Here is a 22,619-nt window from a genome sequence, read left to right on the forward strand (position 1 = left end):
TCCACGTTCATGTGGGGTTGCGCTTCATAAATCGGCCGTCGGCATCCCGGTTCGAGGTGAGCCGAGCCAGACGGGCCTGGAGTGTGACAATCTCCAGGGCTTGATCCGCCACGGTCCGCTCCAGTGCCAGGGCAGCACGCTGCGCCTGGTCACGTTCAGAGCGGACCGTGAGGAATTCAGAATGGGTGAAAGAGGCGAGGGCGCGCCGGAGTGCCTTCATGCGGCCTGAGCCTGCGGGCGGTACCAGTCCAGATACGCGGCGCGCTCAACAGGGCAGGCGGGAAGAGCATGCTTCTTGGCCAACTCCGGCCATTCGCGCTTCACGGCTGAGTAGTCCCGCTGGAGGTGGAATGCTTCACTCCAAATCTTCTGCGCCTTGGCATAAGCCTCCAGCGCACGGTCTTCCCAGTCTTCACGAGGGGTAGGCTCTGGCACTGGGGTAGTCGAAACGCCGGCTTGATGATCCGCCCAGAAGCGTTCGATAGGCTTGCGAAAGGCGCCCATTTTATACGCTGTGTCGCCGTTCAGAGCCATTTTCTCGGTGTGCTGCTTTACAGCCTCGACCAGAACATCAGCCGGGATGCCGTCCCGAAGGAAGCGACCGCAAATGCTCTTGGCGAAACCAGCCTGACCGTCCGGGAGACGTCCAATCTTGAGAACGCGGGCGACGGTCTGGGAGATCAGGGCTTCTGAAATCTCAATAGCCGGTTTCCCGGTTTCGGTTTCAGCCGGTTTCGTAGAATTAGAATCAGAAGCGGATATATCTTTCTCTACTTCTAGATCTACGGGAAACCCAGAAACCGGTTTTGAAACCGAAACCCCGGAAACCAAAACCGTTTTTGAAAACTGGTTTTGGTTTTCAGTTTCGGAAACTGCCCCACCACTGATTGATGACAGCAGTCGCATTTCACGCTGCTCGACGGCTTCGCGCTCACGGCGTTCCCGTGCCTGCTTGGATGTCTCGCCTTTGCGTGGGCGTCCACCTTTGGCGGCATTCGTACGAGAGGTCATCACTTTCACTGAGGCTTCCGGTGCGAACTCTCCAGCGTCCTGACGCTCCTGGAACTCTTCCAGGCGGCGTTGCTTTTTAGCGCGGGCCGCAGCGCGTTCTTCGCGCCGGATCTGACGTTCCACGAGGTGAGGGCTGTAGAGCGCGCCGTCTTCATCGCGCAGTATGAACCGTGTGAACTCGAGTTCCGGCAGTACACGTTGCAGCACATCGACACGCTCGCACGCCATCTGCGCCACTTGAGCATCATCCAGTGCACGGCCGCCAACGCGGAACACGACGTCCCGAGCAGCTTTGAGGGCATCCATCAGAGAGTGGAACACACCCCGCTGTTCAGCCGGCAGAACCTTCAGGAATGCCATCGATGGAACATCGTCACGGTCAAACGTGGCAGGGATCTGGATCGTCATGGCTGCGATCCCTTCTTGATACGGGAACGAACGGCACGAAGACCATGGCTCACTGCCGTCTGCAGCTTGCAGAGTTCGGCTTCGAGTTCGACGGCTTCACCATCATCGATAACGCCGTCTGCCATGATTCGGACAGTCGTCGTCATCGTGTCGCCTGCGCGCTTGGCCACCAGTTCCATGCTGGATGGAATATGTCCTTCCCCGACATGAACTGGCACCAGGACATATCCGAGATGTTGCGCCATGACCGAGAGAATCAGGGGTTCCTGGGCAAACTCATCGAGGGCGACAGCCACGTCCACCGGAATGACCGAGGGAGAATGGCGCTTCTGGTATTCAGAGATCCGCGCACGACTGACACGCGAAACCTCAGCCGCTGGATCTACACCGCCGATAGCTTTGACGGCCATCTGAGTGGCTGTCTTGATGCGGGAAACCAGCGTCATGCGCGATCTCCTTGCATAGTGGTCGAGGACTCGCATCCTCGACCACGATCGTCCATCCTGTAGTCACCACAACAAACAGGAGACGATTCCATGAATGGATTTATGCCTGAAGCAAGATTAGAGGCTTTAGAAGAGCAGGTAAAACTTCTCGTTTCTGGACTGAATGCGATTTCAAACGACAAGATACCAAGAATAACTGTCTCAGAAATTGAGGGCGCTACAGTCATAGACACCATTATTGATGACGACACGATTAGTGACGTTGAAGCTGCTATAAGTGATGCCAAGCGTCTCTCAGAGAAAGCCCAGCAGGACACGCGCCGCCTGGAAAGTTCAGTGCGGATTTTGCGATACATTTCTGCAAGGCTTTTAGAGGCTGCAATCACGCTAGACCCTGAAGATGTTCTCCAGGAAGCTGAAAGCTGGATTAATGATGCAGGCGCAGGAAAAATCAGGATCGCAGCAGGGCTTGAAGAGCGTGCTGCCCTCAAAGAGATCGAAGAACTAAGAAAAATCGTTTCTTCAATCGAATAAGCAAGCAAGACAGCATCTTGCTGACGGCGGCATGAGCGGAGTTTACGCCTGAGGGTATGAAGGATGCTCATGCTGCTTTATTTTCATCTGAGAAAAGGTCAGGACGAAGCTGATGCGCATCGATACCTGTCACTCGGGACACGGGACCAAGGTGCTTTCTGGGCACTTTTTCCCACTGCGAAACAGCCTGCGTTGTTACATTGCAGGCCGCAGCAATTTCTTTCACTGCGAACCGGCGGCTTCTGATTTGGGAAAGGATCTCCGTGCACATAAAATAACCTTACCGCCGGTAAGGTATTTATGCAACAGAACTAAGAAGGCAGGAATAAAAACGTCTGTCATGTCAGTCTAATGACTGATCGCAAGCCATCTCGAAAAAATCCTCCCACCCCAGCTGCTATAGCAATGGGGAAGCGGATAAGAACACAACGAGAACATTTAGGGTTTACCCAGGCAGAACTTGCAGCCATGCTAGGGGTCAGCGAAAACGCCGTCACACAATATGAATCCGGGCGTTCTTCGCCTAGGAGGGAGCGTGTCCCAGCGCTTTTGAAAATATTGGGTAAATCGATCAACTGGCTACTAACCGGCGAAGAGCCAGAGGAAGAGGTCAAAGCGCAGACTCGGCAAGAGCAAGCGATTCTAATAAAGGCACGTCAGCTCTCTCCGGAGAGCCAAGAAATCCTGTTGCGAATGATAGACGCGCTAAAAAAATAACTTACCGCCGGTAAGTTTTCTCTTGATGGCAAACATTACCGCCGGTAAGGGTTTTCATCGCCAGAATGCGATGGAGATTCTTATGTCGGCGTTTCATTTAGAAACAGTTTGTCATTCAAGCCACCCCTCGACGGTTATCAGTTTCGACGTTGCGAAAGCGCTTATCATCCTGCGCCGCAACATGCCGGACAGCTTTCATAACCTTTCAGGCTTAAAGCTTGTCGCGTCCCGCGCTTATGTTCCTGTTTTCGTCATACTTGGCGAAGCCGATCACTGGGACATGGTTGCGAATTATGCCCTGCAGCATCAGGACGCGCTTCTGCCCAATGGTATCCGTTGGGCATTCGTGACGGTTTTCCGTGACATTGCGAACACATGGCGCTGCCGTGCGCCTTCGCGCCAGCTGACCCATGACCTGGGAGCTGCAGCATGATGCGTCCGCTTCATCCTCTCCTGCGTGGTCATACCGATCAGACGTTTGCAGAATATCTGTCTGATCGCCCGCTGGCAGTTCAACAGAAAGCACGGGAGCGGCGCGTGTGCCTGGTGCATGCACGCGCAAGAGCTGCTGATGCGTCTATTCCGGGCATCGCCAAGGCGTATGCCGCAACGGCTGAAGCTGTTGAGGCGGAACTAGTCGCTCTGCTGCACGCCACAAAGCCGGCAGAGGCCATCCCGTTTCCAGAGCCTCCGATGCGTGGTCCTCAGACCTTGCAGGATCTGCTGATGCGTACCGAGGCCGCAAAGGCGTCCGGTCGCCTTGCTGGCTTCCTGCGTTTTTGCACCGACCTTCTGCCAGGAGAGCGCGATGTTCACTGACCTTCTGGATCTGTTGCTGCCGTGTGGGCTGGTGGCTTTCATTTACGGGGCAGGGCTTGTGACCGGGTTGATGATCAAGTCTGCCGACAATTGGGCACAGTCTTTCAATGGGAGGACCGCGCCATGAAAGGAGAGGCAAGATCTCCGGACATGTTCACGGTCTGCATGCTTGGCGTTCGCCCTCGTCCATACGCTGGTCAGCGTTACGCGGAATACCGGGATGCCGAACGTCAGGCCAAGGAAGATGTCCGCACGACGTTCTGTGATCACGACATCTATTTGGGTATGCGTCTGGTCGCGACTGTCTGTGCGCCGTCCATGGCCGGAAAAATCAAGGTTGACTTGACCGAACTGGGGAGCCGCTACGCATGAGTGGCCGTATCGTCCAGATGGCTCCCAAGGTGCTGGATATTGGGGATGCTGCGTCCTATCTGGCGATGTCAGTTGGGACATTCAGGGCGCATGTTCTTCCGCATGTGCGTCAGATTGCTTTGTCAGCGCGGCGTCGGGGCTATCTGGTGTCTGACCTGGATCGCTGGATTGATCTGCAGGCGGGTGGGGAAGGTGTGGCAGTCTCTGTTTCCGCCAATCCCTGGGACGCGATGAGTTGACCACGCTGCGACTGCCTTACATTCAGCGTTTTAAGGATCGGCACGGGAAAGTTCGGTATTACTTCCGCAAGAAGGGGCAGAAGAGCATTCCGCTGCCAGATCTGCGCGATCCGGGCTTCATTGCTGCGTACCAGGCTGCTGTTTCTGGTGCTGAGCCACGAGGGCTCGATGCTGCAAAGGTTACGCCGACGGGAAGTCTGAGGGATGTGATCGAGTCTTGGTACGCCACGGCTCATTTTAAGACGCTCGAAGAGAGTACCAAGGCTGTGTACCGGCGCTTGCTGGAGCGTATGCGCGGCGCGGATTATGCTGCGAACCCGGTTTTACTGATGGAAAGCCGGCATGTCCGGATGATCATGGCCCGGCATAATGACTCGCCCACGACGGCCAATCGAATGTTGCGGCTGCTCTCAATGTTGATGGAGCACGCCATTCATATGGGGTGGGCGGAGAATAACCCGACGGCGGGCGTTCCGCGCATGAAGATCAAGAGCGATGGCATCCGCTCATGGACGGATGACGAGATCGCTCGATATGAGGCGCGCTGGCCAAGTGGCACGAGAGAGCGTCTGGCACTGGCTCTTCTGCTCTACACGGGGCAGCGCCGCAGTGATGTTGTGAAGATGGGGTCGCGCTCACTGACGGGTCATGGCATTCATGTCCGGCAGCAGAAGACAGGCACTGAGTTGGTTATTCCCATTCATGAGCAGTTGCGGATCGAACTGGATCAGTGGCAGCCGAATGGAGCAGGGACGTTTCTGGCGACTGAGAAGGGTCGCCCTATGTCCGTGAACAATTTCTACAATCAGTTCATCGACTGGTGCCGTGAGGCGGGTCTTCCGCCTGGATGCAGTCCGCACGGGTTGCGCAAAGCTGCGGCCCGTAGATTGGCAGAAGCTGGCTGCACAACGCATCAGATCGCCGCCATTACAGGACACCGGAGTTTGGCAGAAGTGGCCCGCTATACGCGGGCTGCCGAACAGGTGGAGTTGGCACGTTCCGCGATATTGAGGTTGAGGGGTTGAACTGAACTGAACGGAACTGAATCTTTCCGATTTGGTTGACAAAACAATAATAATTTCGTATTTGGTTGCGGGAGAGATCGTCAAGCCAAACGGGAGTGTAAAAGATGGCTGATCCAGAGCTTTTTTTTAAAGATCAGCTGTCAGTTCGTAGCCAGGCAGCCATCCCGACTGTATTCAAAACGGCTTACGCCGCTGCTGAAAGTCTGATTCAAGAGAGTCCCATTCTCCAAGTTGAAAGCGCCCGTGATAACAAAGGGCGTGTTATAACTTGGTCAGTAGATCTTGCGATCAAAAGAGCTATCGAAACAGGAGCAATCTCATGTGACTACCGATGGCAGCCGTTTGCGAAACCTACGGGTCGATACCTGGAATTGATATTTTCTCACTCGACTGCTTCTATCAGCCAGGTTGACGATCCTCACAGGCAGCCTCGGAATGTTGTATTTCGAGAGAATGCTAGACTTAATTCTCCGGATTTGTTGACCCCTTTAGAAAGTGAAGCACCTGTAGTTGGCCGTCCTCATTTCATTCTGGTCCACGGTTATCAAACACTAGAGTTTGCTCACTTTGGTATACCTTCTTCGCGTTCGAAGAGGGCATGGGCTTGGCTGTCTCCCGACTTAATGAAGCTTCCACATGCCGTGCCATTTGAGGGGCCGGAAGTAGAAGATACAGATATAGACTTTAATGAAGTGGGCCTACTGAAAGATGAGATCGAGCGTTGGGTGAAGGACAATGATGAATAACAATAATATCCTTCAGTTTCCGACGGCCGCCCAGTCTTCACGTGACGGGCGGCTTTTGATTCCTGCTCGTTTTACTGAGGCAAGATTGGCTGCGCGTCTTACTCAAACTGAGTTGGCGTCACGTATTGGTGTGAGTCGTCAAGCCGTCTCGTCGTATGAGATGGGTAGCAAACAGCCTGCTCCGGAGGTCTTACTACAGATATCAGAAGAACTAAGGCAGCCGCTGAATTTCTTTACTAAGCCAGAGACCGAAACATTTGGGCGTCAAACTGCAAACTTTTTCAGAAAAAAAGGAGCAGATACAAAGCGGCGGGATCAGGCATGTGAAGTCTACTCAAAATGGTTCGCAAGAACTGTTTATGCCTTTGACCATATTGCTAACTTTCCAAAAGTGGATTTGCCTAGCTTTGAGCCTGCCCATACTCAAGCGGAGGGATATTCTGATGAAGAAATTGAGCATTATGCCGAAGAAACACGGCAACATTTTGGATTGGGTCTAGGGCCGATCTCCAACGTGATTCGCCTTTTGGAAACAAAAGGAGTCTCGATTTGTAGATTTGAAATGCCTGCCGAAAATGTGGAAGCTTTTTCTTATTGGGTTGGCGAGCGGCCATTCATTTTTTTAGCTTCTGATAAAAGAAGTGCCGTTCGCCGTCGTTTCGATGTGGCGCATGAATTGGCACATTTATGTCTGCATAGGTGGGTCGGTGAAGAGGAGTTGGATGATCCTCAAAGACTTAAAAGAATTGAAGCGGAAGCCGATCATTTCGCGGGAGCTTTTTTGCTTCCACGTAAGTCGTTTCCCAATGAAGTATATTCAACTCGTGTCGAATCTTTCGTAGATCTTAAAGCCAGATGGAAAGTTGCAATTCAAGCGATGGTTTATAGGTGTAAAGACCTAGGAATTTTCGATGAACGACAAATTGTAAATATGTACAAGCAGATCTCTTATAAAAAATGGAGAACTGTGGAACCGCTGGACTCAGGTGTGACGGCAATTGGATTTGAAGATCCAATCCTACTTAAGCGAGTAGCCGAGCTTGTCTTTAAAAGTGGACGATACCCAGTTGATGAATTGAAAGCGGATCTGGCGCTTTCTGGCTCTACTTTGGAGCAATTGCTAGGTTTGGATGAAGGGTCTCTGACTCGACGCACAGATGTGCGTTGGGAGCCTACACTAAAGTAGAGAAAAATTATTAAATCTTGGAAAAAAGGCTCTAAAGCTCACCTTGGGCTTTAGAGCAATTGTCAAACCCGTCTTGGAAGGTGTCAAACCTACCGAAAAACTGGCGGAAGATAGCGATTTCTGAGATTGGTGGTGGACCCGACGCGATTCGAACGCGTGACCTTTGCCTTCGGAGGGCAACGCTCTATCCAGCTGAGCTACGGGTCCGTCGGGTTTCCAATAGACGGTTCAGGATGGGCTTGCCAAGCCCCAATCGGCATTTTGTTCAATCACGGTTGAGCTGTTGCTTTCCAGAGGGCTGCGGCAATGTCGCCGCCCGAGGGTAAAGCTTGGTCTGGCGTCAGTATCCATGAGGCTACGTCTTGTGCGGTAATCCGTTTGTCACGGCTTATCAGATGGTGGGCTGTCGGAAATTCATCCAGTCGGACGGCGGCGGGGAGGCGCTTCAGAAACCGTGCGGTGTATGAGGGCAGGACGAACTGGTCTCGACCGCCGAATACCATGAGCATTGGCGTTCTGATGTATGGGGCGGCGTTGAACGCTGCGGTCATGAGGTGGGTCAGGCCAGCAAGTGGATGAACTGTTGAACTGTGCTGGGTCAACGGGTCGAAATACATGCGACGCAGGGCATGAATGTTGTCGCTTGCAACGTGTTCTCCGGGGACGGCTGATCCATCCAGTTTCCAGTGAGGGGCGACTGTGTCGATACCATCCAGAACAGTCTGCCATGGCTCACCGATTTTCATGATGGCTGGAGCGAGCAGAATTGTGCCTGATAGCTCTGGTGGCGGATCGGTGGCGAGAAGCAGGGCGACCGCTCCGCCCATGCTTTCGCCCATGACATAAAGAGGGAGGCCGGGATAACGGCTGTGAAGCCACGCAAGCTCTTCCCGCGTGTCCTGAATCATGCGCGCTGTGCTGCTCCAGCCACCTTCGTCCTGTGTTGCGCCGAACCCGCGCTGATCCGGTGCAACGATTTCGATACCGGCAGCGCTTAGGGGCGGGGCAAAGAACTCCCACGCATCCCGGCTGTCTCCGAAGCCATGAAGGGCCAGAATAGCGGCCTTCAAGGAGTGTGCGGCGGGATAAATTCTTAAAGGAATGTGAGCGCCATCCGACATGCTGAGCGTCACATCCGGGAGGATGAGGGCTGTTTCTTTTGCTGTTGGGTGCAGGTCCGGCATTGGGCGGTGTGTGCAGGCTCCGAGAAGCAGCGTACAGGCTGCAAAGCAGACGAAGGTGCAGGAAAGACGCCGCAGGCGGTTTGAAACGGAGGGGAATGAGCCTATCATCGCAGGGATTTTAGAGCGTCCGCCCCTTCCGGGCGAGAAGGGAGATATTCGTGCCGTCTGAAACGCCTCATCTGGTTCTGATTGATGGGTCTGGGTTCATTTTCCGTGCTTTCCATGCCCTGCCGCCCATGACGAGCCCGGATGGCGTGCCGGTCAATGCGGTTTATGGCTTCACGAATATGCTGACGCGCCTGCTGCGCGACCATGTTGGCACACATCTGGCTGTTATTTTTGATGCCGGACGGTACACGTTCCGCAACGAGATTTACCCGCAGTACAAGGCACATCGTCCCGAGCCACCGGAAGATCTGCGCCCGCAGTTCGGCCTGATTCGGGATGCGACTGCGGCTTTTAATGTGCCTGCGATTGAACTGGCCGGTTGGGAAGCGGACGATCTGATCGCGAGCTATGCCAAGGCCGTTGTGGCACAAGGCGGCCGCTGTACGATCATCTCGTCGGACAAGGATCTGATGCAGTTGATCTGCCCTGGCGTCGAACTGATGGACCCGATGAAGCAAAAGCCGATTCGGGAAGCGGAAGTTGAGGCCAAGTTTGGTGTGCGGCCGGATCAGGTTGTCGATGTTCAGGCCCTAATGGGGGACTCTACCGACAACGTGCCGGGCGTGCCGGGCATTGGTGCGAAGGGCGCGGCCCAGCTTATTAATGAATATGGCACGCTGGAAAAGGTTCTGGATGCTGCGGAGGGCATGAAAGCCTCCAAGCGACGTCAGAACCTGATCGAGTTTGCGGATGCCGCCCGGATGTCTCGCAAGCTGGTTCTGCTGGCGGATGATGTGCCGTTGCCGCAGCCGATTGAGGAACTGGGGTGCCGTGAGCCGGTTCAGGAAACGCTCCGGGACTGGCTCGACACGATGGGCTTCCATTCCACGATCCAGCGGATGGGCCTTGGCTTGGCCGCAAAGCCAAGGCCCACGCCTCGTCCCAAAGCAGCCGCTCCGGCAGAGGGTGAAGCGCCGACCGTGACGCTCTCTGAAGCGTCCTATGGGCCGTATGAGACCGTCACGGATTTCGAGGCGCTGGATCGCTGGATTGCCGACGCACGGGCAGCCGGATTTGTGGCTGTGGATACGGAGACGGACAGTCTCAATGCGCGTCAGGCCAATATGGTTGGGTTGTCGCTGTCTGTCGCGCCGGGGAGGGCCTGTTATGTGCCGTTCCTGCATGAGGGCAAGCGGGATCTGTTGCAGGATGGGCCGGACGATCAGCCGACCGATCAGCAGCTTGATCGTACGGAGACGCTGAAGCGCCTTGAGCCGTTAATGCGCGATTCATCCGTTCTGAAGATCTTCCAGAACGCGAAATATGATCTGACGGTGTTCCGTAAGGCCGGGCTGCCTGAAATTACACCGATCGACGATACGATGCTCATCTCCTATGCGCAGTCTGCGGGAGAGCACGGGCAGGGCATGGATGAACTGTCGCAGCTTCATCTAGGGCATACGCCGATCACGTATGATTCTGTGACAGGGACGGGTCGTAAGCGCATTCCGTTCGCTGAAGTGCCGCTGGATCAGGCGACGGCCTATGCGGCGGAAGATGCTGATGTCACGCTGCGGCTATGGCAGGTGCTTCGTCCGCAACTGCGTCTGCGTCAGTCACTGGCCCTCTATGAAGAAATCGAGCGTCCTCTGATTGAAGTTCTGACGGATATGGAAGACGTCGGGATCAAAGTGGATGCGGTCGAACTGCGGCGCATGTCGGCCGATTTTGCGACGCGTATGGCTGTGATCGAGAAGGATATTCACGAGCAGGTTGGGCGCAGTTTCAATGTGGGTTCTCCCAAGCAGCTTGGTGAGATCCTGTTCGATGAAATGGAGCTTCCGGGCGGGAAACGCACCAAGAGCGGCTCCTGGGGAACGGACTCATCCGTTCTGGAAGCACTGGCGGAGCAGGGGCATGACCTGCCGCAGAAGATCCTGTCCTGGCGTCAGTTGGCCAAGCTGAAATCCACTTACGCCGATGCACTGGTTGAGCAGATGGACCAAGGGACGCAACGTGTTCACACGTCCTTCCAGATGGCCATTACGACCACCGGACGTCTCTCTTCCAATGAGCCGAACCTTCAGAACATTCCCATTCGGACCGAAGAAGGCGCGCTGATCCGCAAGGCCTTCGTGGCGGCTCCGGGACATGTTCTGGTGTCGGCGGATTACAGTCAGATCGAATTGCGACTTCTGGCCCATGTGGCGAAGATCGAGCCTTTGCTGGAGGCGTTCCATCTGGGGCAGGATATTCATGCCCGCACGGCCTCCGAAGTGTTCGGTATTCCCATTGAAGGTATGGACCCGCTGACCCGTCGTCGGGCCAAGGCCATCAACTTCGGCATTATTTACGGGATTTCAGCGTTCGGTCTGGGGCGCCAGCTTCAGATTTCGCCGGGTGAGGCACGCTCTTACATTGATGCGTATTTTGCTCGCTATCCCGGTATTCGCGCCTATATGGACCGAACCAAGGAAGAGGCGAAGGAACATGGTTACGTTCTGACGCCGTTTGGTCGCCGCTGTTATGTGCCGGGCATCAAGGACAAGAACGGCGCTCGCCGGTCCTATGCGGAACGTCAGGCCATCAATGCGCCGCTTCAGGGTGGCGCTGCTGACATCATCAAGCGCGCGATGGTGCGTCTGGCGAGAAAACTGCCTGAGACGGGCCTGAAGGCGCAGATGCTGCTTCAGGTGCATGACGAACTGCTCTTCGAAGTTCAGGAGCAGGATGCGCAGAAATTGGCGGATTTCGTCCGTCAGGAAATGGAAAGTGCCGCAAAGCTGGATGTGGCGCTTGAGGTTGAAACCGGTATCGGCCCGAGCTGGGCTGACGCACACTGAGAGACTGAACGAGCATGGAAACCCAACACGAACGCCGCAAGCGGGTCAGCAATCGCATTATCTGGGGAGTGCTGGCAGTTGCGGCGGTTCTGGCCGGGGTCGGCTTCCAGTTGGCCTCTCATGGCGGGCCGGGACTTCTTGTGCAGTCCAACGGAAATGAAGTCGGTGGCAGCTTCCGCCTTGATTCCCTTGGGGAAAGTACGGTCACGGAAGGAGACTTCCACGGAACCTGGATGCTGGTGTGGTTCTTCGACACGAACTGCCCGGAAGATCGCTGCCAGCCCGTGCTGAAGAGCATGGAGCAGGCTTATCAGACGCTCCATGCAGAAGGCGTGCGTGTCTCGCCGCTGGCAGTGTCTTTAGATCCGTTTGATGAGAATGAAGCTCTCAGGAACTACGTTATTCCGGTTGCGCCTCATGTCATGCCGTTCACGGGAACGCCCAACATGATCAAGGCCATGACGGCCGAATATCATGCACCGGATGAAAAAGAGGGCGACCATTACGTTCCGGCTCCGCGGATTGTCATCATGGATCCGAATGCCCGGTATGCGGGTACGATTGATGCGACCGGTGATGCCGATGCCCTGATTGCGCGCCTGCGCCAACTTGCAAAGCGCTGAGTGACGATGCGGTTGTCGGCTCTGGTCCTTGCCTTGTCTCTTGGTGTGGCAGGAAGTGCCCTTGCACAAGAGCAGACACCGCCAGATTGGGATGGGCAGACGCTCGGTAGCCCGCATCGTGGAGGGACGCTCCGTCTGACGGCGGATGGTCCAGGAGGAACGCTGGACCCGCAGGTCAATTACGGCACGCAGTACATGCAGGTGTTCGTCAACATGTACGACCCTCTGCTGACGTTCCGTCAGGCGCGCGGTCCTTCAGGGCTGGATGTTGTGCCTGATCTGGCCGAAGCCATGCCGACCATCAGTCCGGATGGTTTGACATGGACGCTGCATCTGCGATCTGGCCTGAAATTTTCGGACGGATCGCCTGTCCGTGTTGAGGACGTCGTTGCGTCTTTCCGCCGGATCTATCGGGTTGGTAGCCCGACGGCCGCCTCGTTTTATGGTGGGATTGTCGGGGCAAAAGAGTGCCTGGATGCGCCAGATCATTGCACGTTGCCAGGCGTTGAAGGTCATCCGGATGGCACAATTGTTTTTCATCTGACGCATCAGGATGGAGAGTTTCTCTACAAGCTGGCATTTCCTCATGCCGTCATTCTGCCCGCCGGAATTTCGTCTCACGATCTTGGAAATGCGACAGCACCGGGGACGGGACCTTACCGGATCACGCATTACGATCCCGAGCACGGACTATCTCTGGAGCGGAACGCCTACTTTCACGTCTGGAATCCTCAGGCGCAGACGGATGGGTTCGTCGATCATATCGAGTACAGTTTTGGTCTGTCGGACGAAGCGCAGATTACGGCCGTTGAGCAGGGGCAATATGACTGGATGCTGGATGCCAAGCCCTCCGACCGACTGGGAGAACTGGGGGCGAAATATACGTCCCAAGTGCATATCGAGCCGCTTCTTGGTCTCTATTATCTGGCGATGAATGTTCATGAAAAACCGTTTACGGATCAGCGGGTCCGGCAGGCGGTCAGTCTGGCGGTAAATCGTCATGCCATGACGATCCTGTTTGGTGGGAGTGCCATTTCTGAACCGCTCTGCCAGATGGTGCCTCATGGTATTCCGGGTGCGGATCTTGGGTTATCCTGCCCTCAAAATCTTGAAGAAGCGCAGCGGTTGGTTCGGGAAGCAGGAGCGGAGGGGCAGGCGGTTACATTGGTTGTCCCTAATCGCGCTATCGAACTGGGCATGGGGACGTATTTGCGAAACGTGCTCCAGCAGATTGGCCTGAAAGCGCAGTTACGTCCGATTACAGCGGGTCTGGCGGACTCTTACGAGCAGAATACGGCGAACCATGTTCAGATCGCTCTGGCCTATTGGTTTGCCGACTATCCGTCCGCGTCGACGTTTCTGGATGATCTGTTCGGGTGCGATAACTACCATCCAAATTCCGCCATTTCCCCAAACTTTACCGGCTTCTGTGATCAGCATGTTCAGAGCCTGTTCGAGCAGGCTAAGGCGCAGACTGACCCCGCCAAAGCCGCGCCCATCTGGCAGGAGGCGGGGCACGAGATCATGCGGCAGATGCCGGGTGCACCGATGATCCAGATGAAAACCATTGATTTTGTATCGAAAAGGCTGGGGAATTATTATTCTACGCTTTTGAACCACATGCTGTTTTCGCATATCTGGGTGAAATAGCGCCCGAACGAGAATAATATTGTGTAAATAGTCTTTGCTGATGCCTCCCCTGTATTGCGTGGCCTGCAAGGAGACGATTCATGAGAGTTTTGTTCGTTAGACTCATGGGCGTGTGTCTTGTTGTTTTGAATATCGGGAAAGCGAGTACGCAGGAAACACAGAAATCATCTGATGACTGCATCAAGGCTGCGGTTGTTCTTCCTCTGCTGGGTGGCCCGGGAGACGCCCCGATTATTCCGGTCAAGGTCAACGGCGTGGATGCGGCCATGTATGTCAGCCCAATGTTCGGGCGCGTTATGGTTCACGATGCCGGAAAGCTGTGGTTCCCGCGTGGAGCGGAGATGCCCTTGAAAGCCCAGAATGGCGCGGTGACGTTAACCTCCCGAACGCTCCTTGATGATGTGCAGATCGGACCAATGGATCTGGGAGAAATGGCTGCCAATCTTCTGGACGGTCAGGCTGAGCACCGTGTCGATGGCCGGCCCCTTATTGGAATGCTGGGACTGGGGAACGAGGTATTCTCCGGGACCGATGTTCTCTTCGACATTCCCAACGGAAAGCTGGCGTTTCTGAAGTTTCGAACAGACAGGGCCTGCAAGGATGCGGCGCATCGTCTCATGGGGGCTCAGGCACATGTTGTGGAACTGCGGCGTGGAGCACTGATTGCTGTTCGCGCCAATACAACATCTCAGGATATGATTCTTGACCCGGATTTATCAGAAACGGTTTTACCGACATCCTGGGAAGACGCCCTGAGCCTGACGTCGGATGACATCCGGCATGAACCGATCGTGACGACCCGGTATGTCGGGATATCGGTCGGGCACCAGTCTGTTCTTAATGGGCTGGATATTGGCGGTTATAATCCAGGTCCTCTGAATGTGCTGTTCCAGTCTGATATTTCGACTGCAGCCCTTGGGGGAGATGTCTTCAGGAAGGCGGCTGTTTTGCTGGACAGGCACGCTGGTCAGGCGTTTTTCCTTCCTGAACCAGACAATACGTCTCGCCCGACGCTGCATTTCCATTTTGATGAAAATCACGCTGGACATACAGCCGTCACACAGAGTACCGGACAGATTGAGGCGGGTGTGAAGTGAAGCTTTATGCAGGGATTACTTCACACCCATTGGGTATTTTTACAGCCCAATATCCGTACGTAAAATTTTGTCTTCCCACTGAATGGCTGACGCGCCTTCATAAGCAAGACGACGGGCCTCTTCTGGCGTAGCGGCCTTGGCGCAGACTGTCAGAACGCGTCCACCATCCGCGACAAGAACGCCGTCGACCAGCTTTGTTCCGGCATGAAAAACCGAGACGCCCGGGACGGCTTCGGCGCGGTCTATGCCCGAAATGCGTCCACCTTTTTTCGGAGCATCCGGGTACCCGTTGGCAGCCAGAACCAATGAGATGGAGGCTTCGTCGGAGAACTCGGCGGCGGCATGGTCGAGATTACCATCTGCGAGAGCGGCAAGGATCGGGAGCAGGTCTGACTTGAGGCGGATCAGGAGTGCCTGTGCTTCCGGATCACCGAAGCGGACATTGTACTCGATCAGCTTTGGGCCTTCATTGGTCAGCATCAGGCCAGCGAAAATCACGCCACGGAAAGGTGTTCCGCGACGCACCATTTCCGCCAGCATCGGACGAACGCTGAGGTCCAGAGCTTTTTCCTGAGCCGTGCGATCAAAGCCGGGCGGAGGGGAGATAGCGCCCATTCCTCCTGTGTTCGGCCCTGTGTCTCCGTCGCCCAGACGTTTGTGGTCGCGGGCAGCACCGATCAGAACGGCCTTGTCGTCTGAGCAGAACGCGAACAGCGAGACTTCTTCGCCCACCAGACATTCTTCAATGACCAGCGGCATACCGAGCTTGCGAATGGCGTCTTCCGCTTCTTCGATGCTCTGGGCGACGACCACGCCTTTACCGGCTGCCAGACCATCTGCCTTTACAACGATCGGCGCACCGCGACGGCGAACGAATTCAAGGGCCGGGGCTTCGTCTTCGAAGCGTTCCCATTTTGCTGTTGGAATATCAGCGGCATCCGCAACGTCTTTGGTGAACGCCTTGCTGCCTTCCAGAAGGGCTGCAGCCTTGGTAGGGCCAGCGCAGGGAATGCCAGCTTCGGCACAGGCATCCGCCAGACCGACCACCAGAGGTGCTTCAGGGCCGGGAACGATCAGGTCGATGTTCTGCTCTTTTGCAAAAGCGACAAGTCCTGCAACGTCATCGGCCTTCAGGGGAACGAGCGTTGCCAGAGAGGCCATGCCCGGGTTGCCGGGAGCGGCATAAAGCGCTGAAAGACTGGGCGAGCGCGCCAGACATGTTGCCAGGGCGTGCTCGCGCCCTCCGGAACCGACCAGCAAAACGCGCATTCCGCTCTCCCTTTTCATCTGCGGGTCCCTGAGATCAGGGCTTCGTCTGAGGGCGTGCGTAGCATAGACTGGCGCCATGATGGAGAGTGATGCCGCGTCCATGCGCGGGAATGTGCCGCAATATTCAGTTTCCGAGATTTCCGGAGCCATCAAGCGCACGCTTGAGACCGGATTCGGTCGCGTTCGGGTGCGTGGAGAAGTCACGGAGCTTAAGCGCTACCCGTCCGGGCATGTCTATCTGTCCCTCAAAGATGAGGGCGGAAAGATTTCCGGCGTGATCTGGCGCGGAACCGTGTCCCGTCTGGGGATGGCGCCTGAGAACGGCAATGAAGTCATCGCGACGGGGAAGGTCTCGTCTTACGGAGAGCGGTCCAGTTATCAGCTCATCATCGACCGCATGGAGTTTGCGGGCGAGGGCGCGCTTCTGGCGAACATTGAACGCCTGCGTCGGAAACTGCTGGAAGAGGGCCTGTTCGAGGCTGACCGCAAAAAGCCGATCCCGTTCCTGCCGACGCTTGTCGGTGTTGTGACGTCCCGCGCGGGGGCGGTGCTGCACGATATTAAGACGACGATCGAGCGTCGTTTTCCGCGTGATGTCCTGCTGTGGCCCGTGACTGTGCAGGGGGAAGGGGCTGCGGCCCAGATTGCAGCAGCGATTGAAGGGATGGCGCAAAGACTGCGCCGACCGGATGTTCTGATTGTTGCGCGTGGCGGCGGGTCGCTGGAAGACCTCATGGCGTTCAATGACGAGCGCGTTTTGCGTGCCGTTGCGGCGTGTCCCATCCCGGTGATTTCTGCGGTCGGGCATGAGACGGATACGACGCTGATTGATCTCGTCTCCGATCGACGTGCGCCAACCCCAACGGCGGCGGCGGAAATGGCCGTTCCGCTACGCTCCGAACTGGTGGCCGATTTGGCGCATCGTACGGCTCGTCTGGCGGGTGGGTTGAGCCGGATCATGCAGGTGTCTCGCGGGCGGCTTGAACAGGCTACGGCCGGGTTGCCGGATCTGCCGTCTCTTCTGGCGACCGCACGCATGAGACTGGACGATCGCAGTCAGCGCCTTGAACTGGCACTTCCGGCCTATGTGATGCGGATCAGAAGCCGGCTGGATGCGCCTTTGCATCAGTTGCCCTCGCCGGAACTGATCGTCAGTCGTGCCCGGGCGGCGTTGACTGCACCCTCCCGTCAGCTTCCGTCACCTGTGCTGATGATTGAACGCCGGGGAAGTGCGCTTCAGAAGGCAGAAACAGCTCTGGTGACGGCATGGCAGAACGTGGCGCAGCGTTTCCATCTTCGTGTAGAGCGGCAGCGGTTGTCTCCCGAGACGCTTAACGGGGCCATTCGTCTTCAAAAAGCACGTCTGGCAGGGTTAGGAAGCCATCTGGAAGCCGTGTCCCCCAAAGCCATTCTGAGCCGTGGTTATGTGCTGGTTCAGGATAGCAAAGGGCGCCCGGTTACCAGTTCGAAGGCTACTCCTGTTAATGACCGTATTGTTCTCTCTTTCGCTGATGGCGAACGTGGGGCAAAACTGGATGCTCTGACGTTTCAGGGCGATCTCGGGCTTTAATCATGAAGTGCCGGGCCGTTGCCCGGCTTGTAATCCGGAGTTCACATGCGTCCGTTCTGGTTGAGCCTTGTTGTCCTGCCTCTTCTGGCGGCTTGTGCCGAACAGCCTGCTGCTCCAGCCCAGACGGCTGTGCAGGCTCCGGCACAGAAGATCCCTCCGCAGGATTTTGCACCTGGGCTGGCTGAAGAAGCGCCACATACAGGGCAGAAAGTGCTGCTCAATGATCCTTCTGCACCAATAAATACGCCTTTGTGCGGCACGGCGCTGCATGAAGCCAATCAGGCTGGTGCAGCAGTCTATGCTCAGGGGCTGGCAAGCACTGCGTCCTCCTGTCCGCAGAATGCCTGTTTCGAGCCTTTGACGGGCACGTTTATTGCGGCTGATGGCAACAAGAGCGTGTGCCGGTAAAAGTTTTCAGCTCAGATTGAGCTGTCGCATTTCCCTATCATTCACCGTGCTTTAAGATGCGCCTCACAAAAGAGTGAGGCTTGCGATGACTGATAATCTGAAGTGCCCCAAATGTGGGTCCGAACATGTCTATCCGGATGGTACCCTCTGGGTCTGTCCGGATTGTGCAAATGAATGGAATCCTGAAGCCGAAGGCCAGGGTGATGCGGGTGAGGGAAGCTCCGTCATCAAGGACGCGAACGGAAATGTTCTCGTCGATGGGGATAGTGTGACCGTTGTGAAGGACCTTAAAGTCAAAGGATCTTCGCTCGTCGTGAAAAGCGGCACCAAGGTGAAGAACATCCGTCTGGTTGATGCGACGGACGGGCACAACATTGCCTGCAAGATCACCGGGATTGGCGCTATGAATCTCAAGTCGGAATTCGTCAAAAAATCCTGATTGCCCTTCTGGTCAGGTTGATTTTCCCATTCGGCCCTTGCGGATCTTCCGTGAGGGCCGAATGCGTTTTGGCGATTTTCAGGAAAGGGGATGTGCAGGCATGGATGTTATTCTGGGTGGAACAGGCCATGTGGGGCGGGCTGTAGCAGAGACTGTTCGGGCTGCAGGTCACGATGTGACGATTGTGGGTCGGCATGTTCGTGCGGAAGCGGGCGAGGGGTTTAAAGCTGTCTCTTTGGACGTACTGGATACAATGGCTTTACGAGCCTTGTTTCAGACAGCGCGCAGGGTATTTGTTCTGAACCCACCTGCTGCTGTGTCAGGTGATACGGATGTTGAGGAGCACAGAACAGTTCGTTCTCTCCTCACAGCGCTTCAGGGCGTTCGTTTGGAAAAGCTGGTGGTACTCTCAACTTATGGTGCCCAGCCTGGCGCGCACTGCGGAGATCTGGGCGTACTTTACGAACTGGAACAAGGTGTTGCTAACCTGAATATGCCGGTTTGTATTGTGCGGGCTGCCTATTACATGACGAACTGGATTGGGCTTCTGGAGAGTGTCAGAGCCACAGGGGTGATGAAGACGCTGCTGCCGTCTGCTCAGGCCTTCCCGATGGTGGCGCCAGAAGATGTTGGGCATTTCGCAGGGCAAATTCTGCTTTCCGAAGAAGGTCAGGGCGAGATCTACCATATCGAAGGTCCAAAAACTTACACGCCAGACGAGGTCGCAGAAGTGCTCTGTGATCTTCTGGGACGACCTGTTCGGGCTGAGGCTGTTCCTCAGGATCAGTGGTACGCGACTTACCTTGCCAATGGCTTTTCTACTGAAGCGGCTCGATCTTATGCCACGATGACAGGAATTTTTGTTCATCAGTGTTATGAGGCGCCAACAGGCCCGTGGCGCGGTTCAACAGATCTTGCCACCTGTCTGAAACGCTACCTTTAGGATTTGGAAACAAGCAACAAAAAAGCCGACCGGAGGGGTATCCGGTCGGCTTTTTTTTTAGACGTTATGGAAACGTTTCTTAGCGCTTCCACCATCCGACGCGGCGTGTCGCCGGGGGAAGTTCGTCAATGTTGATTGGCTGAAGAGTATTGTCTTCACCCGTCGTGTCTTCGGCCTTGGCTTTTGTAGCCTTGGTCGTGCGACGCGTGCGCTTCGGCTTGGCCGGAGCCTCCTCCTCGGGAACGGGTGCCGTTTCGACTGTCGCTTCCTCAGCCTTGGTGGCTGCGGCTTTTGTCGTGCGACGGGCGCGAGTGCGCTTTGGCTTGGCTTCGGCCTCTTCAGTTGCTGCCGGAGCAGGAACCTCGACGGCAACCTCTTCCACCACAACTGGCGTCACGATGTCTGCCTTGACCGCCTTCGTGTTGCGGCGACCGCGGCCACGCTTCGGTTTTTCCTGTGCTTCAGGAGCAGGCTCAGCCACTGTTTCCGTGATGGTAGCAATCGGAGCTGCTTCAATCACGATCGGGGTAGGCTGTGCTGTAGAGGTGCGAACCGGGCGGGCTGCCTGTTCCATCTCTGCCTGTTCAATCACGTCGAAGATGTCGAAGCTGCCACCGAACGGATCAGCCGGTGTCGGTCCAACATAGCTGCGCTGCTGAAATGCCGGACGCTCTTCGCGACGACGCTGGTTGTGCGTCGGTGCCTGACGAGGCTGCTGCTGCAGGGGAGCCTCAGGCTGCGCAGGTGCAGGCACTGGGGTTTCGGCAACAGCTTCGTCTTCCTTCTGAACGCGCTTGAAGCGGGTCCGGCGACGTCCCGGAATGAGCCCGGTTTCTTCGTTGTCCTGCTCCTGAGGCTGCGAAGGCTGCTCGACTTCGGTCTCAGAAACATTCTGCTGAATCGTCTCGTTCTCGGAAGACTGATCCCGGCGACCACGACGACGACGACGACGGCGGCGGCGATTGCCGTTGTTGCCTTCCTCCTCGTCACTGGTCTCCAGCTCGACGTCTTCGGCCCGCACAGATGCCGTAGCAGCCTCTGGAATAATAGCCTGCGGAAGCGTCGGAGCTTCGTCTTCGATGATCTCGATCGTACGAACCGTCTGAGGCGCTGCAACTTGAGCAGGGACATGAGCGGCAGCGGCCGTCTGCGGCCGCAGGCGTTCGATGCGCATCTCGGATGCTGGCAGGTCTTCTTCTGTCCGGAAGATCACACGCATACGATGGCGCTGCTCGATGTCCGACAGCCAGTCGCGCTTGTGGTTCAGGATGTAGAGCGCAATGCTTGAACCGATATAGACTTCGATTTCAGAAGCCCGCTGGCGGGTGCCTTCTTCGTCAATGGCGCGAAGCACATGCAGGGCGGAACTTTCCGTGCCGCGGATAAAGCCGGTGCCCTGACAGTGCGGGCACGGCGTCAGCAGGGATTCCGCGATGGACGGACGCAGACGCTGACGGGACATTTCGAGCAGGCCGAAATGGGAAATATGCCCGACCTGAATGCGTGCGCGGTCCGTACGCAGGGAGTCCTTGAGGCGCTTCTCGACCTGGGCGTTGTGACGGCGGCTCTCCATGTCGATGAAATCGATCACGACGAGACCAGCCAGATCACGCAGGCGGAGTTGACGTGCGACTTCTTCCGCAGCTTCGAGGTTGGTCCGCAGGGCGGTTTCCTCGATGTTGCGCTGGGAGGTGGACTTGCCGGAGTTCACGTCAATGGCGACCAGTGCTTCCGTCTGGTTGATGACGAGGTAGCCACCAGACTTCAGGCGTGCTGTCGGCGAGAACATCGCATCCAGATGGCCCTCAACGTTGTAACGCGCGAAGAGGCTCTGACCGCGGTTCTGCCACAGCTTCACCTTGCCAGCGTTGTGCGGCATCAGCAGGCGCATGAATTCGCGGGCACTCTTCCAGGCAGATTCACCGTCGACCATGATGTCTTCGATGTCTTTGGAGAACAGATCGCGGATCGCGCGCTTGATGAGGCTTGCTTCTTCATAAACCAGCGTCGGCGCGACGGAAGACAGCGCATGTGAGCGAATGTCATCCCACAACTGGAGCAGGTATTCGCAGTCGCGGATGATTTCCGGTCCCGGGCGTCCTGCACCGGCTGTCCGGACAATCATGGCCATCGACTTGGGCAGGTTCAGTTCCGCAATCAGATCACGCAGACGACGGCGATCGGTGTCGGACGTGATCTTGCGTGACACGCCACCGCCACGCAGGGCATTCGGCATCAGGACACAGTAGCGACCGGCGAGGGAGACATAGGTGGTCAGGGCAGCGCCCTTGTTGCCACGCTCTTCCTTCACGACCTGCACGAGCAGGACCTGACGACGGCGAATGACTTCCTGGATCTTGTAGTTGCGCAGGAAGCGGGCCGTGCGACGGGACGCGGCATTTTCCTCGCCGGTGTCGTGTTCACCACCGACGGTTTCCGGGGCGCGACGATCCTGGTTTTCGGTCTCGTCGGTGTCGTCAGAGACGGTTTCTTCTTCACTTTCCGGAAGATCAGTGCGCTGTTCGGACGCAACGTCTTCTTCCTGAAGGGCCAGAAGTTTTTCGCGGTCTGCAACCGGGATCTGGAAGTAATCCGGATGAATTTCGCTGAAGGCGAGGAAGCCGTGACGGTTTCCGCCGTATTCTACGAAAGCGGCCTGAAGGCTCGGCTCAACGCGAATGACCTTGGCGAGGTAGATGTTGCCCTTGAGCTGTTTCTTGGACGATGTCTCGACGTCGTAATCTTCAACGCGGTCACCGTCCATGACCACAACACGCGTTTCTTCCGCGTGTGTGGTGTCGATAAGCATACGCTTGGTCATGGAAAACTGAACTCCACGATGTTCCAGTGTGGCGCTTTGGGCCAGAGGGAACACCTGATTGTACGGGGTGGAGGGGGCGCATCAGTCGGAATACCAGTCCGCGGGACGCATCTGGTCCCGTTCCGGCTAGGCTCCTGACTGTGATCACGTCGCGTGACATT

At 56.2% G+C, this 22,619-nt stretch carries 23 protein-coding genes and 1 tRNA gene; 17 read left to right on the forward strand and 7 right to left on the reverse strand.

The window, feature by feature from the left end:
• Positions 1-7: 7 nt before the first annotated feature.
• From HKD32_RS02545 to HKD32_RS02555, 3 genes are read right to left on the reverse strand one after another with little or no spacing between them, the layout of a single operon-like run.
• Entirely contained in the window at positions 8-220 is a 213-nt protein-coding gene (locus HKD32_RS02545) for a hypothetical protein (RefSeq protein ID WP_194257458.1), read from the reverse strand.
• Positions 217-1,419: a hypothetical protein gene (locus tag HKD32_RS02550; RefSeq protein WP_194257459.1), complete on the reverse strand. Its 1,203-nt coding sequence runs from the start codon at positions 1,417-1,419 to the stop codon at positions 217-219. The genes HKD32_RS02545 and HKD32_RS02550 overlap by 4 nt, the downstream gene beginning before the upstream one ends.
• Positions 1,416-1,865 (reverse strand): phage regulatory CII family protein, encoded by a 450-nt coding sequence (locus tag HKD32_RS02555; RefSeq protein WP_194257460.1) that lies wholly within the window; start codon positions 1,863-1,865, stop codon positions 1,416-1,418. Before HKD32_RS02555 ends, HKD32_RS02550 begins: the two co-directional genes overlap by 4 nt.
• 90 nt (positions 1,866-1,955) lie before the next feature.
• Here HKD32_RS02555 and HKD32_RS02560 point away from each other — a divergent pair, with 90 nt between their 5' ends.
• From HKD32_RS02560 to HKD32_RS02605, 9 genes are all read left to right on the forward strand, one after another.
• Complete coding sequence (locus HKD32_RS02560) at positions 1,956-2,399, forward strand: hypothetical protein (protein WP_194257461.1); 444 nt, start codon at positions 1,956-1,958, stop codon at positions 2,397-2,399.
• A 351-nt stretch (positions 2,400-2,750) separates the two neighbouring features.
• Positions 2,751-3,116 carry a helix-turn-helix domain-containing protein gene (locus HKD32_RS02570; protein WP_063904155.1) on the forward strand — a complete coding sequence of 122 codons (366 nt, stop codon included), beginning with the start codon at positions 2,751-2,753 and terminating at the stop codon, positions 3,114-3,116.
• Between the two features lie 82 nt (positions 3,117-3,198).
• Complete coding sequence (locus tag HKD32_RS02575) at positions 3,199-3,549, forward strand: hypothetical protein (RefSeq protein WP_194257462.1); 351 nt, start codon at positions 3,199-3,201, stop codon at positions 3,547-3,549.
• A complete protein-coding gene (locus tag HKD32_RS02580) occupies positions 3,546-3,935 on the forward strand; it encodes a hypothetical protein (protein ID WP_194257463.1) in 390 nt (129 codons plus the stop codon). Before HKD32_RS02575 ends, HKD32_RS02580 begins: the two co-directional genes overlap by 4 nt.
• A gap of 123 nt (positions 3,936-4,058) precedes the next feature.
• Entirely contained in the window at positions 4,059-4,307 is a 249-nt protein-coding gene (locus HKD32_RS02585) for a hypothetical protein (protein WP_194257464.1), read from the forward strand.
• Positions 4,304-4,546: a transcriptional regulator gene (locus HKD32_RS02590; RefSeq protein WP_194257465.1), complete on the forward strand. Its 243-nt coding sequence runs from the start codon at positions 4,304-4,306 to the stop codon at positions 4,544-4,546. Before HKD32_RS02585 ends, HKD32_RS02590 begins: the two co-directional genes overlap by 4 nt.
• Positions 4,543-5,571: a site-specific integrase gene (locus tag HKD32_RS02595; RefSeq protein ID WP_228118705.1), complete on the forward strand. Its 1,029-nt coding sequence runs from the start codon at positions 4,543-4,545 to the stop codon at positions 5,569-5,571. Before HKD32_RS02590 ends, HKD32_RS02595 begins: the two co-directional genes overlap by 4 nt.
• A 104-nt stretch (positions 5,572-5,675) precedes the next feature.
• Positions 5,676-6,317: a hypothetical protein gene (locus tag HKD32_RS02600; RefSeq protein WP_194257466.1), complete on the forward strand. Its 642-nt coding sequence runs from the start codon at positions 5,676-5,678 to the stop codon at positions 6,315-6,317.
• The gene (locus tag HKD32_RS02605) at positions 6,307-7,503 is read left to right on the forward strand and encodes a helix-turn-helix domain-containing protein (protein ID WP_194257467.1); all 1,197 of its coding nucleotides are present in this window, start codon (positions 6,307-6,309) and stop codon (positions 7,501-7,503) included. Before HKD32_RS02600 ends, HKD32_RS02605 begins: the two co-directional genes overlap by 11 nt.
• A gap of 130 nt (positions 7,504-7,633) precedes the next feature.
• Here HKD32_RS02605 and HKD32_RS02610 read toward each other — a convergent pair.
• Both HKD32_RS02610 and HKD32_RS02615 read right to left on the reverse strand, forming a co-directional pair.
• Positions 7,634-7,710 (reverse strand) — tRNA-Arg (locus tag HKD32_RS02610).
• Positions 7,711-7,772: 62 nt separating this feature from the next.
• Positions 7,773-8,795: an alpha/beta hydrolase gene (locus tag HKD32_RS02615; RefSeq protein WP_228118706.1), complete on the reverse strand. Its 1,023-nt coding sequence runs from the start codon at positions 8,793-8,795 to the stop codon at positions 7,773-7,775.
• A gap of 50 nt (positions 8,796-8,845) precedes the next feature.
• Here HKD32_RS02615 and polA point away from each other — a divergent pair, with 50 nt between their 5' ends.
• The 4 genes from polA to HKD32_RS02635 all read left to right on the forward strand — a co-directional run bounded on the left by polA (position 8,846) and on the right by HKD32_RS02635 (position 15,008).
• A complete protein-coding gene (gene polA, locus HKD32_RS02620) occupies positions 8,846-11,638 on the forward strand; it encodes a DNA polymerase I (RefSeq protein WP_061928402.1) in 2,793 nt (930 codons plus the stop codon).
• Positions 11,639-11,652: 14 nt separating this feature from the next.
• Positions 11,653-12,261, forward strand: a complete 609-nt coding sequence (locus tag HKD32_RS02625) for an SCO family protein (protein WP_010502643.1) — start codon at positions 11,653-11,655, stop codon at positions 12,259-12,261.
• A 6-nt stretch (positions 12,262-12,267) separates the two neighbouring features.
• A complete protein-coding gene (locus HKD32_RS02630; protein ID WP_061928400.1) occupies positions 12,268-13,911 on the forward strand; it encodes an ABC transporter substrate-binding protein in 1,644 nt (547 codons plus the stop codon).
• Between the two features lie 80 nt (positions 13,912-13,991).
• On the forward strand, positions 13,992-15,008 hold the full coding sequence (locus HKD32_RS02635) for a hypothetical protein (RefSeq protein WP_194257468.1): 1,017 nt from the start codon (positions 13,992-13,994) through the stop codon (positions 15,006-15,008).
• 39 nt (positions 15,009-15,047) lie between these two features.
• On the opposite strand, the gene purD is transcribed toward HKD32_RS02635, so the two are convergent.
• Positions 15,048-16,277: a phosphoribosylamine--glycine ligase gene (gene purD, locus HKD32_RS02640; protein WP_061931487.1), complete on the reverse strand. Its 1,230-nt coding sequence runs from the start codon at positions 16,275-16,277 to the stop codon at positions 15,048-15,050.
• A gap of 76 nt (positions 16,278-16,353) precedes the next feature.
• On the opposite strand from purD, the gene xseA reads away from it, so the two are divergent.
• The 4 genes from xseA (at position 16,354) to HKD32_RS02660 (ending at position 19,637) form a co-directional block, all read left to right on the forward strand.
• Positions 16,354-17,847: an exodeoxyribonuclease VII large subunit gene (gene xseA, locus HKD32_RS02645; protein ID WP_061931489.1), complete on the forward strand. Its 1,494-nt coding sequence runs from the start codon at positions 16,354-16,356 to the stop codon at positions 17,845-17,847.
• Between the two features lie 45 nt (positions 17,848-17,892).
• Positions 17,893-18,255 (forward strand): hypothetical protein, encoded by a 363-nt coding sequence (locus tag HKD32_RS02650; protein ID WP_061931491.1) that lies wholly within the window; start codon positions 17,893-17,895, stop codon positions 18,253-18,255.
• A gap of 85 nt (positions 18,256-18,340) precedes the next feature.
• Complete coding sequence (locus HKD32_RS02655; protein WP_010502654.1) at positions 18,341-18,694, forward strand: zinc ribbon domain-containing protein YjdM; 354 nt, start codon at positions 18,341-18,343, stop codon at positions 18,692-18,694.
• Between the two features lie 100 nt (positions 18,695-18,794).
• Positions 18,795-19,637 (forward strand): NmrA family NAD(P)-binding protein, encoded by an 843-nt coding sequence (locus HKD32_RS02660; protein WP_061931492.1) that lies wholly within the window; start codon positions 18,795-18,797, stop codon positions 19,635-19,637.
• 79 nt (positions 19,638-19,716) lie between these two features.
• On the opposite strand, the gene HKD32_RS02665 is transcribed toward HKD32_RS02660, so the two are convergent.
• Entirely contained in the window at positions 19,717-22,458 is a 2,742-nt protein-coding gene (locus HKD32_RS02665; RefSeq protein WP_228118707.1) for an Rne/Rng family ribonuclease, read from the reverse strand.
• Positions 22,459-22,619 lie beyond the last annotated feature (161 nt).

This window comes from Gluconobacter japonicus, assembly GCF_015244665.1.
GTDB classification, from domain to species: Bacteria; Pseudomonadota; Alphaproteobacteria; order Acetobacterales; family Acetobacteraceae; genus Gluconobacter; species Gluconobacter japonicus.

Bases quoted from the DNA above. Each gene is read 5' to 3' on its own strand.
- HKD32_RS02545 (WP_194257458.1), bottom strand. From the start codon at position 220: ATGAAGGCACTCCGGCGCGCCCTCGCCTCTTTCACCCATTCTGAATTC.
- HKD32_RS02550 (WP_194257459.1), bottom strand. From the start codon at position 1,419: ATGACGATCCAGATCCCTGCCACGTTTGACCGTGACGATGTTCCATCG.
- HKD32_RS02555 (WP_194257460.1), bottom strand. From the start codon at position 1,865: ATGACGCTGGTTTCCCGCATCAAGACAGCCACTCAGATGGCCGTCAAA.
- HKD32_RS02560 (WP_194257461.1), top strand. From the start codon at position 1,956: ATGAATGGATTTATGCCTGAAGCAAGATTAGAGGCTTTAGAAGAGCAG.
- HKD32_RS02570 (WP_063904155.1), top strand. From the start codon at position 2,751: ATGACTGATCGCAAGCCATCTCGAAAAAATCCTCCCACCCCAGCTGCT.
- HKD32_RS02575 (WP_194257462.1), top strand. From the start codon at position 3,199: ATGTCGGCGTTTCATTTAGAAACAGTTTGTCATTCAAGCCACCCCTCG.
- HKD32_RS02580 (WP_194257463.1), top strand. From the start codon at position 3,546: ATGATGCGTCCGCTTCATCCTCTCCTGCGTGGTCATACCGATCAGACG.
- HKD32_RS02585 (WP_194257464.1), top strand. From the start codon at position 4,059: ATGAAAGGAGAGGCAAGATCTCCGGACATGTTCACGGTCTGCATGCTT.
- HKD32_RS02590 (WP_194257465.1), top strand. From the start codon at position 4,304: ATGAGTGGCCGTATCGTCCAGATGGCTCCCAAGGTGCTGGATATTGGG.
- HKD32_RS02600 (WP_194257466.1), top strand. From the start codon at position 5,676: ATGGCTGATCCAGAGCTTTTTTTTAAAGATCAGCTGTCAGTTCGTAGC.
- HKD32_RS02605 (WP_194257467.1), top strand. From the start codon at position 6,307: ATGATGAATAACAATAATATCCTTCAGTTTCCGACGGCCGCCCAGTCT.
- HKD32_RS02615 (WP_228118706.1), bottom strand. From the start codon at position 8,795: ATGATAGGCTCATTCCCCTCCGTTTCAAACCGCCTGCGGCGTCTTTCC.
- HKD32_RS02625 (WP_010502643.1), top strand. From the start codon at position 11,653: ATGGAAACCCAACACGAACGCCGCAAGCGGGTCAGCAATCGCATTATC.
- HKD32_RS02630 (WP_061928400.1), top strand. From the start codon at position 12,268: ATGCGGTTGTCGGCTCTGGTCCTTGCCTTGTCTCTTGGTGTGGCAGGA.
- HKD32_RS02635 (WP_194257468.1), top strand. From the start codon at position 13,992: ATGAGAGTTTTGTTCGTTAGACTCATGGGCGTGTGTCTTGTTGTTTTG.
- purD (WP_061931487.1), bottom strand. From the start codon at position 16,277: ATGCGCGTTTTGCTGGTCGGTTCCGGAGGGCGCGAGCACGCCCTGGCA.
- xseA (WP_061931489.1), top strand. From the start codon at position 16,354: ATGATGGAGAGTGATGCCGCGTCCATGCGCGGGAATGTGCCGCAATAT.
- HKD32_RS02650 (WP_061931491.1), top strand. From the start codon at position 17,893: ATGCGTCCGTTCTGGTTGAGCCTTGTTGTCCTGCCTCTTCTGGCGGCT.
- HKD32_RS02655 (WP_010502654.1), top strand. From the start codon at position 18,341: ATGACTGATAATCTGAAGTGCCCCAAATGTGGGTCCGAACATGTCTAT.
- HKD32_RS02660 (WP_061931492.1), top strand. From the start codon at position 18,795: ATGGATGTTATTCTGGGTGGAACAGGCCATGTGGGGCGGGCTGTAGCA.
- HKD32_RS02665 (WP_228118707.1), bottom strand. From the start codon at position 22,458: ATGACCAAGCGTATGCTTATCGACACCACACACGCGGAAGAAACGCGT.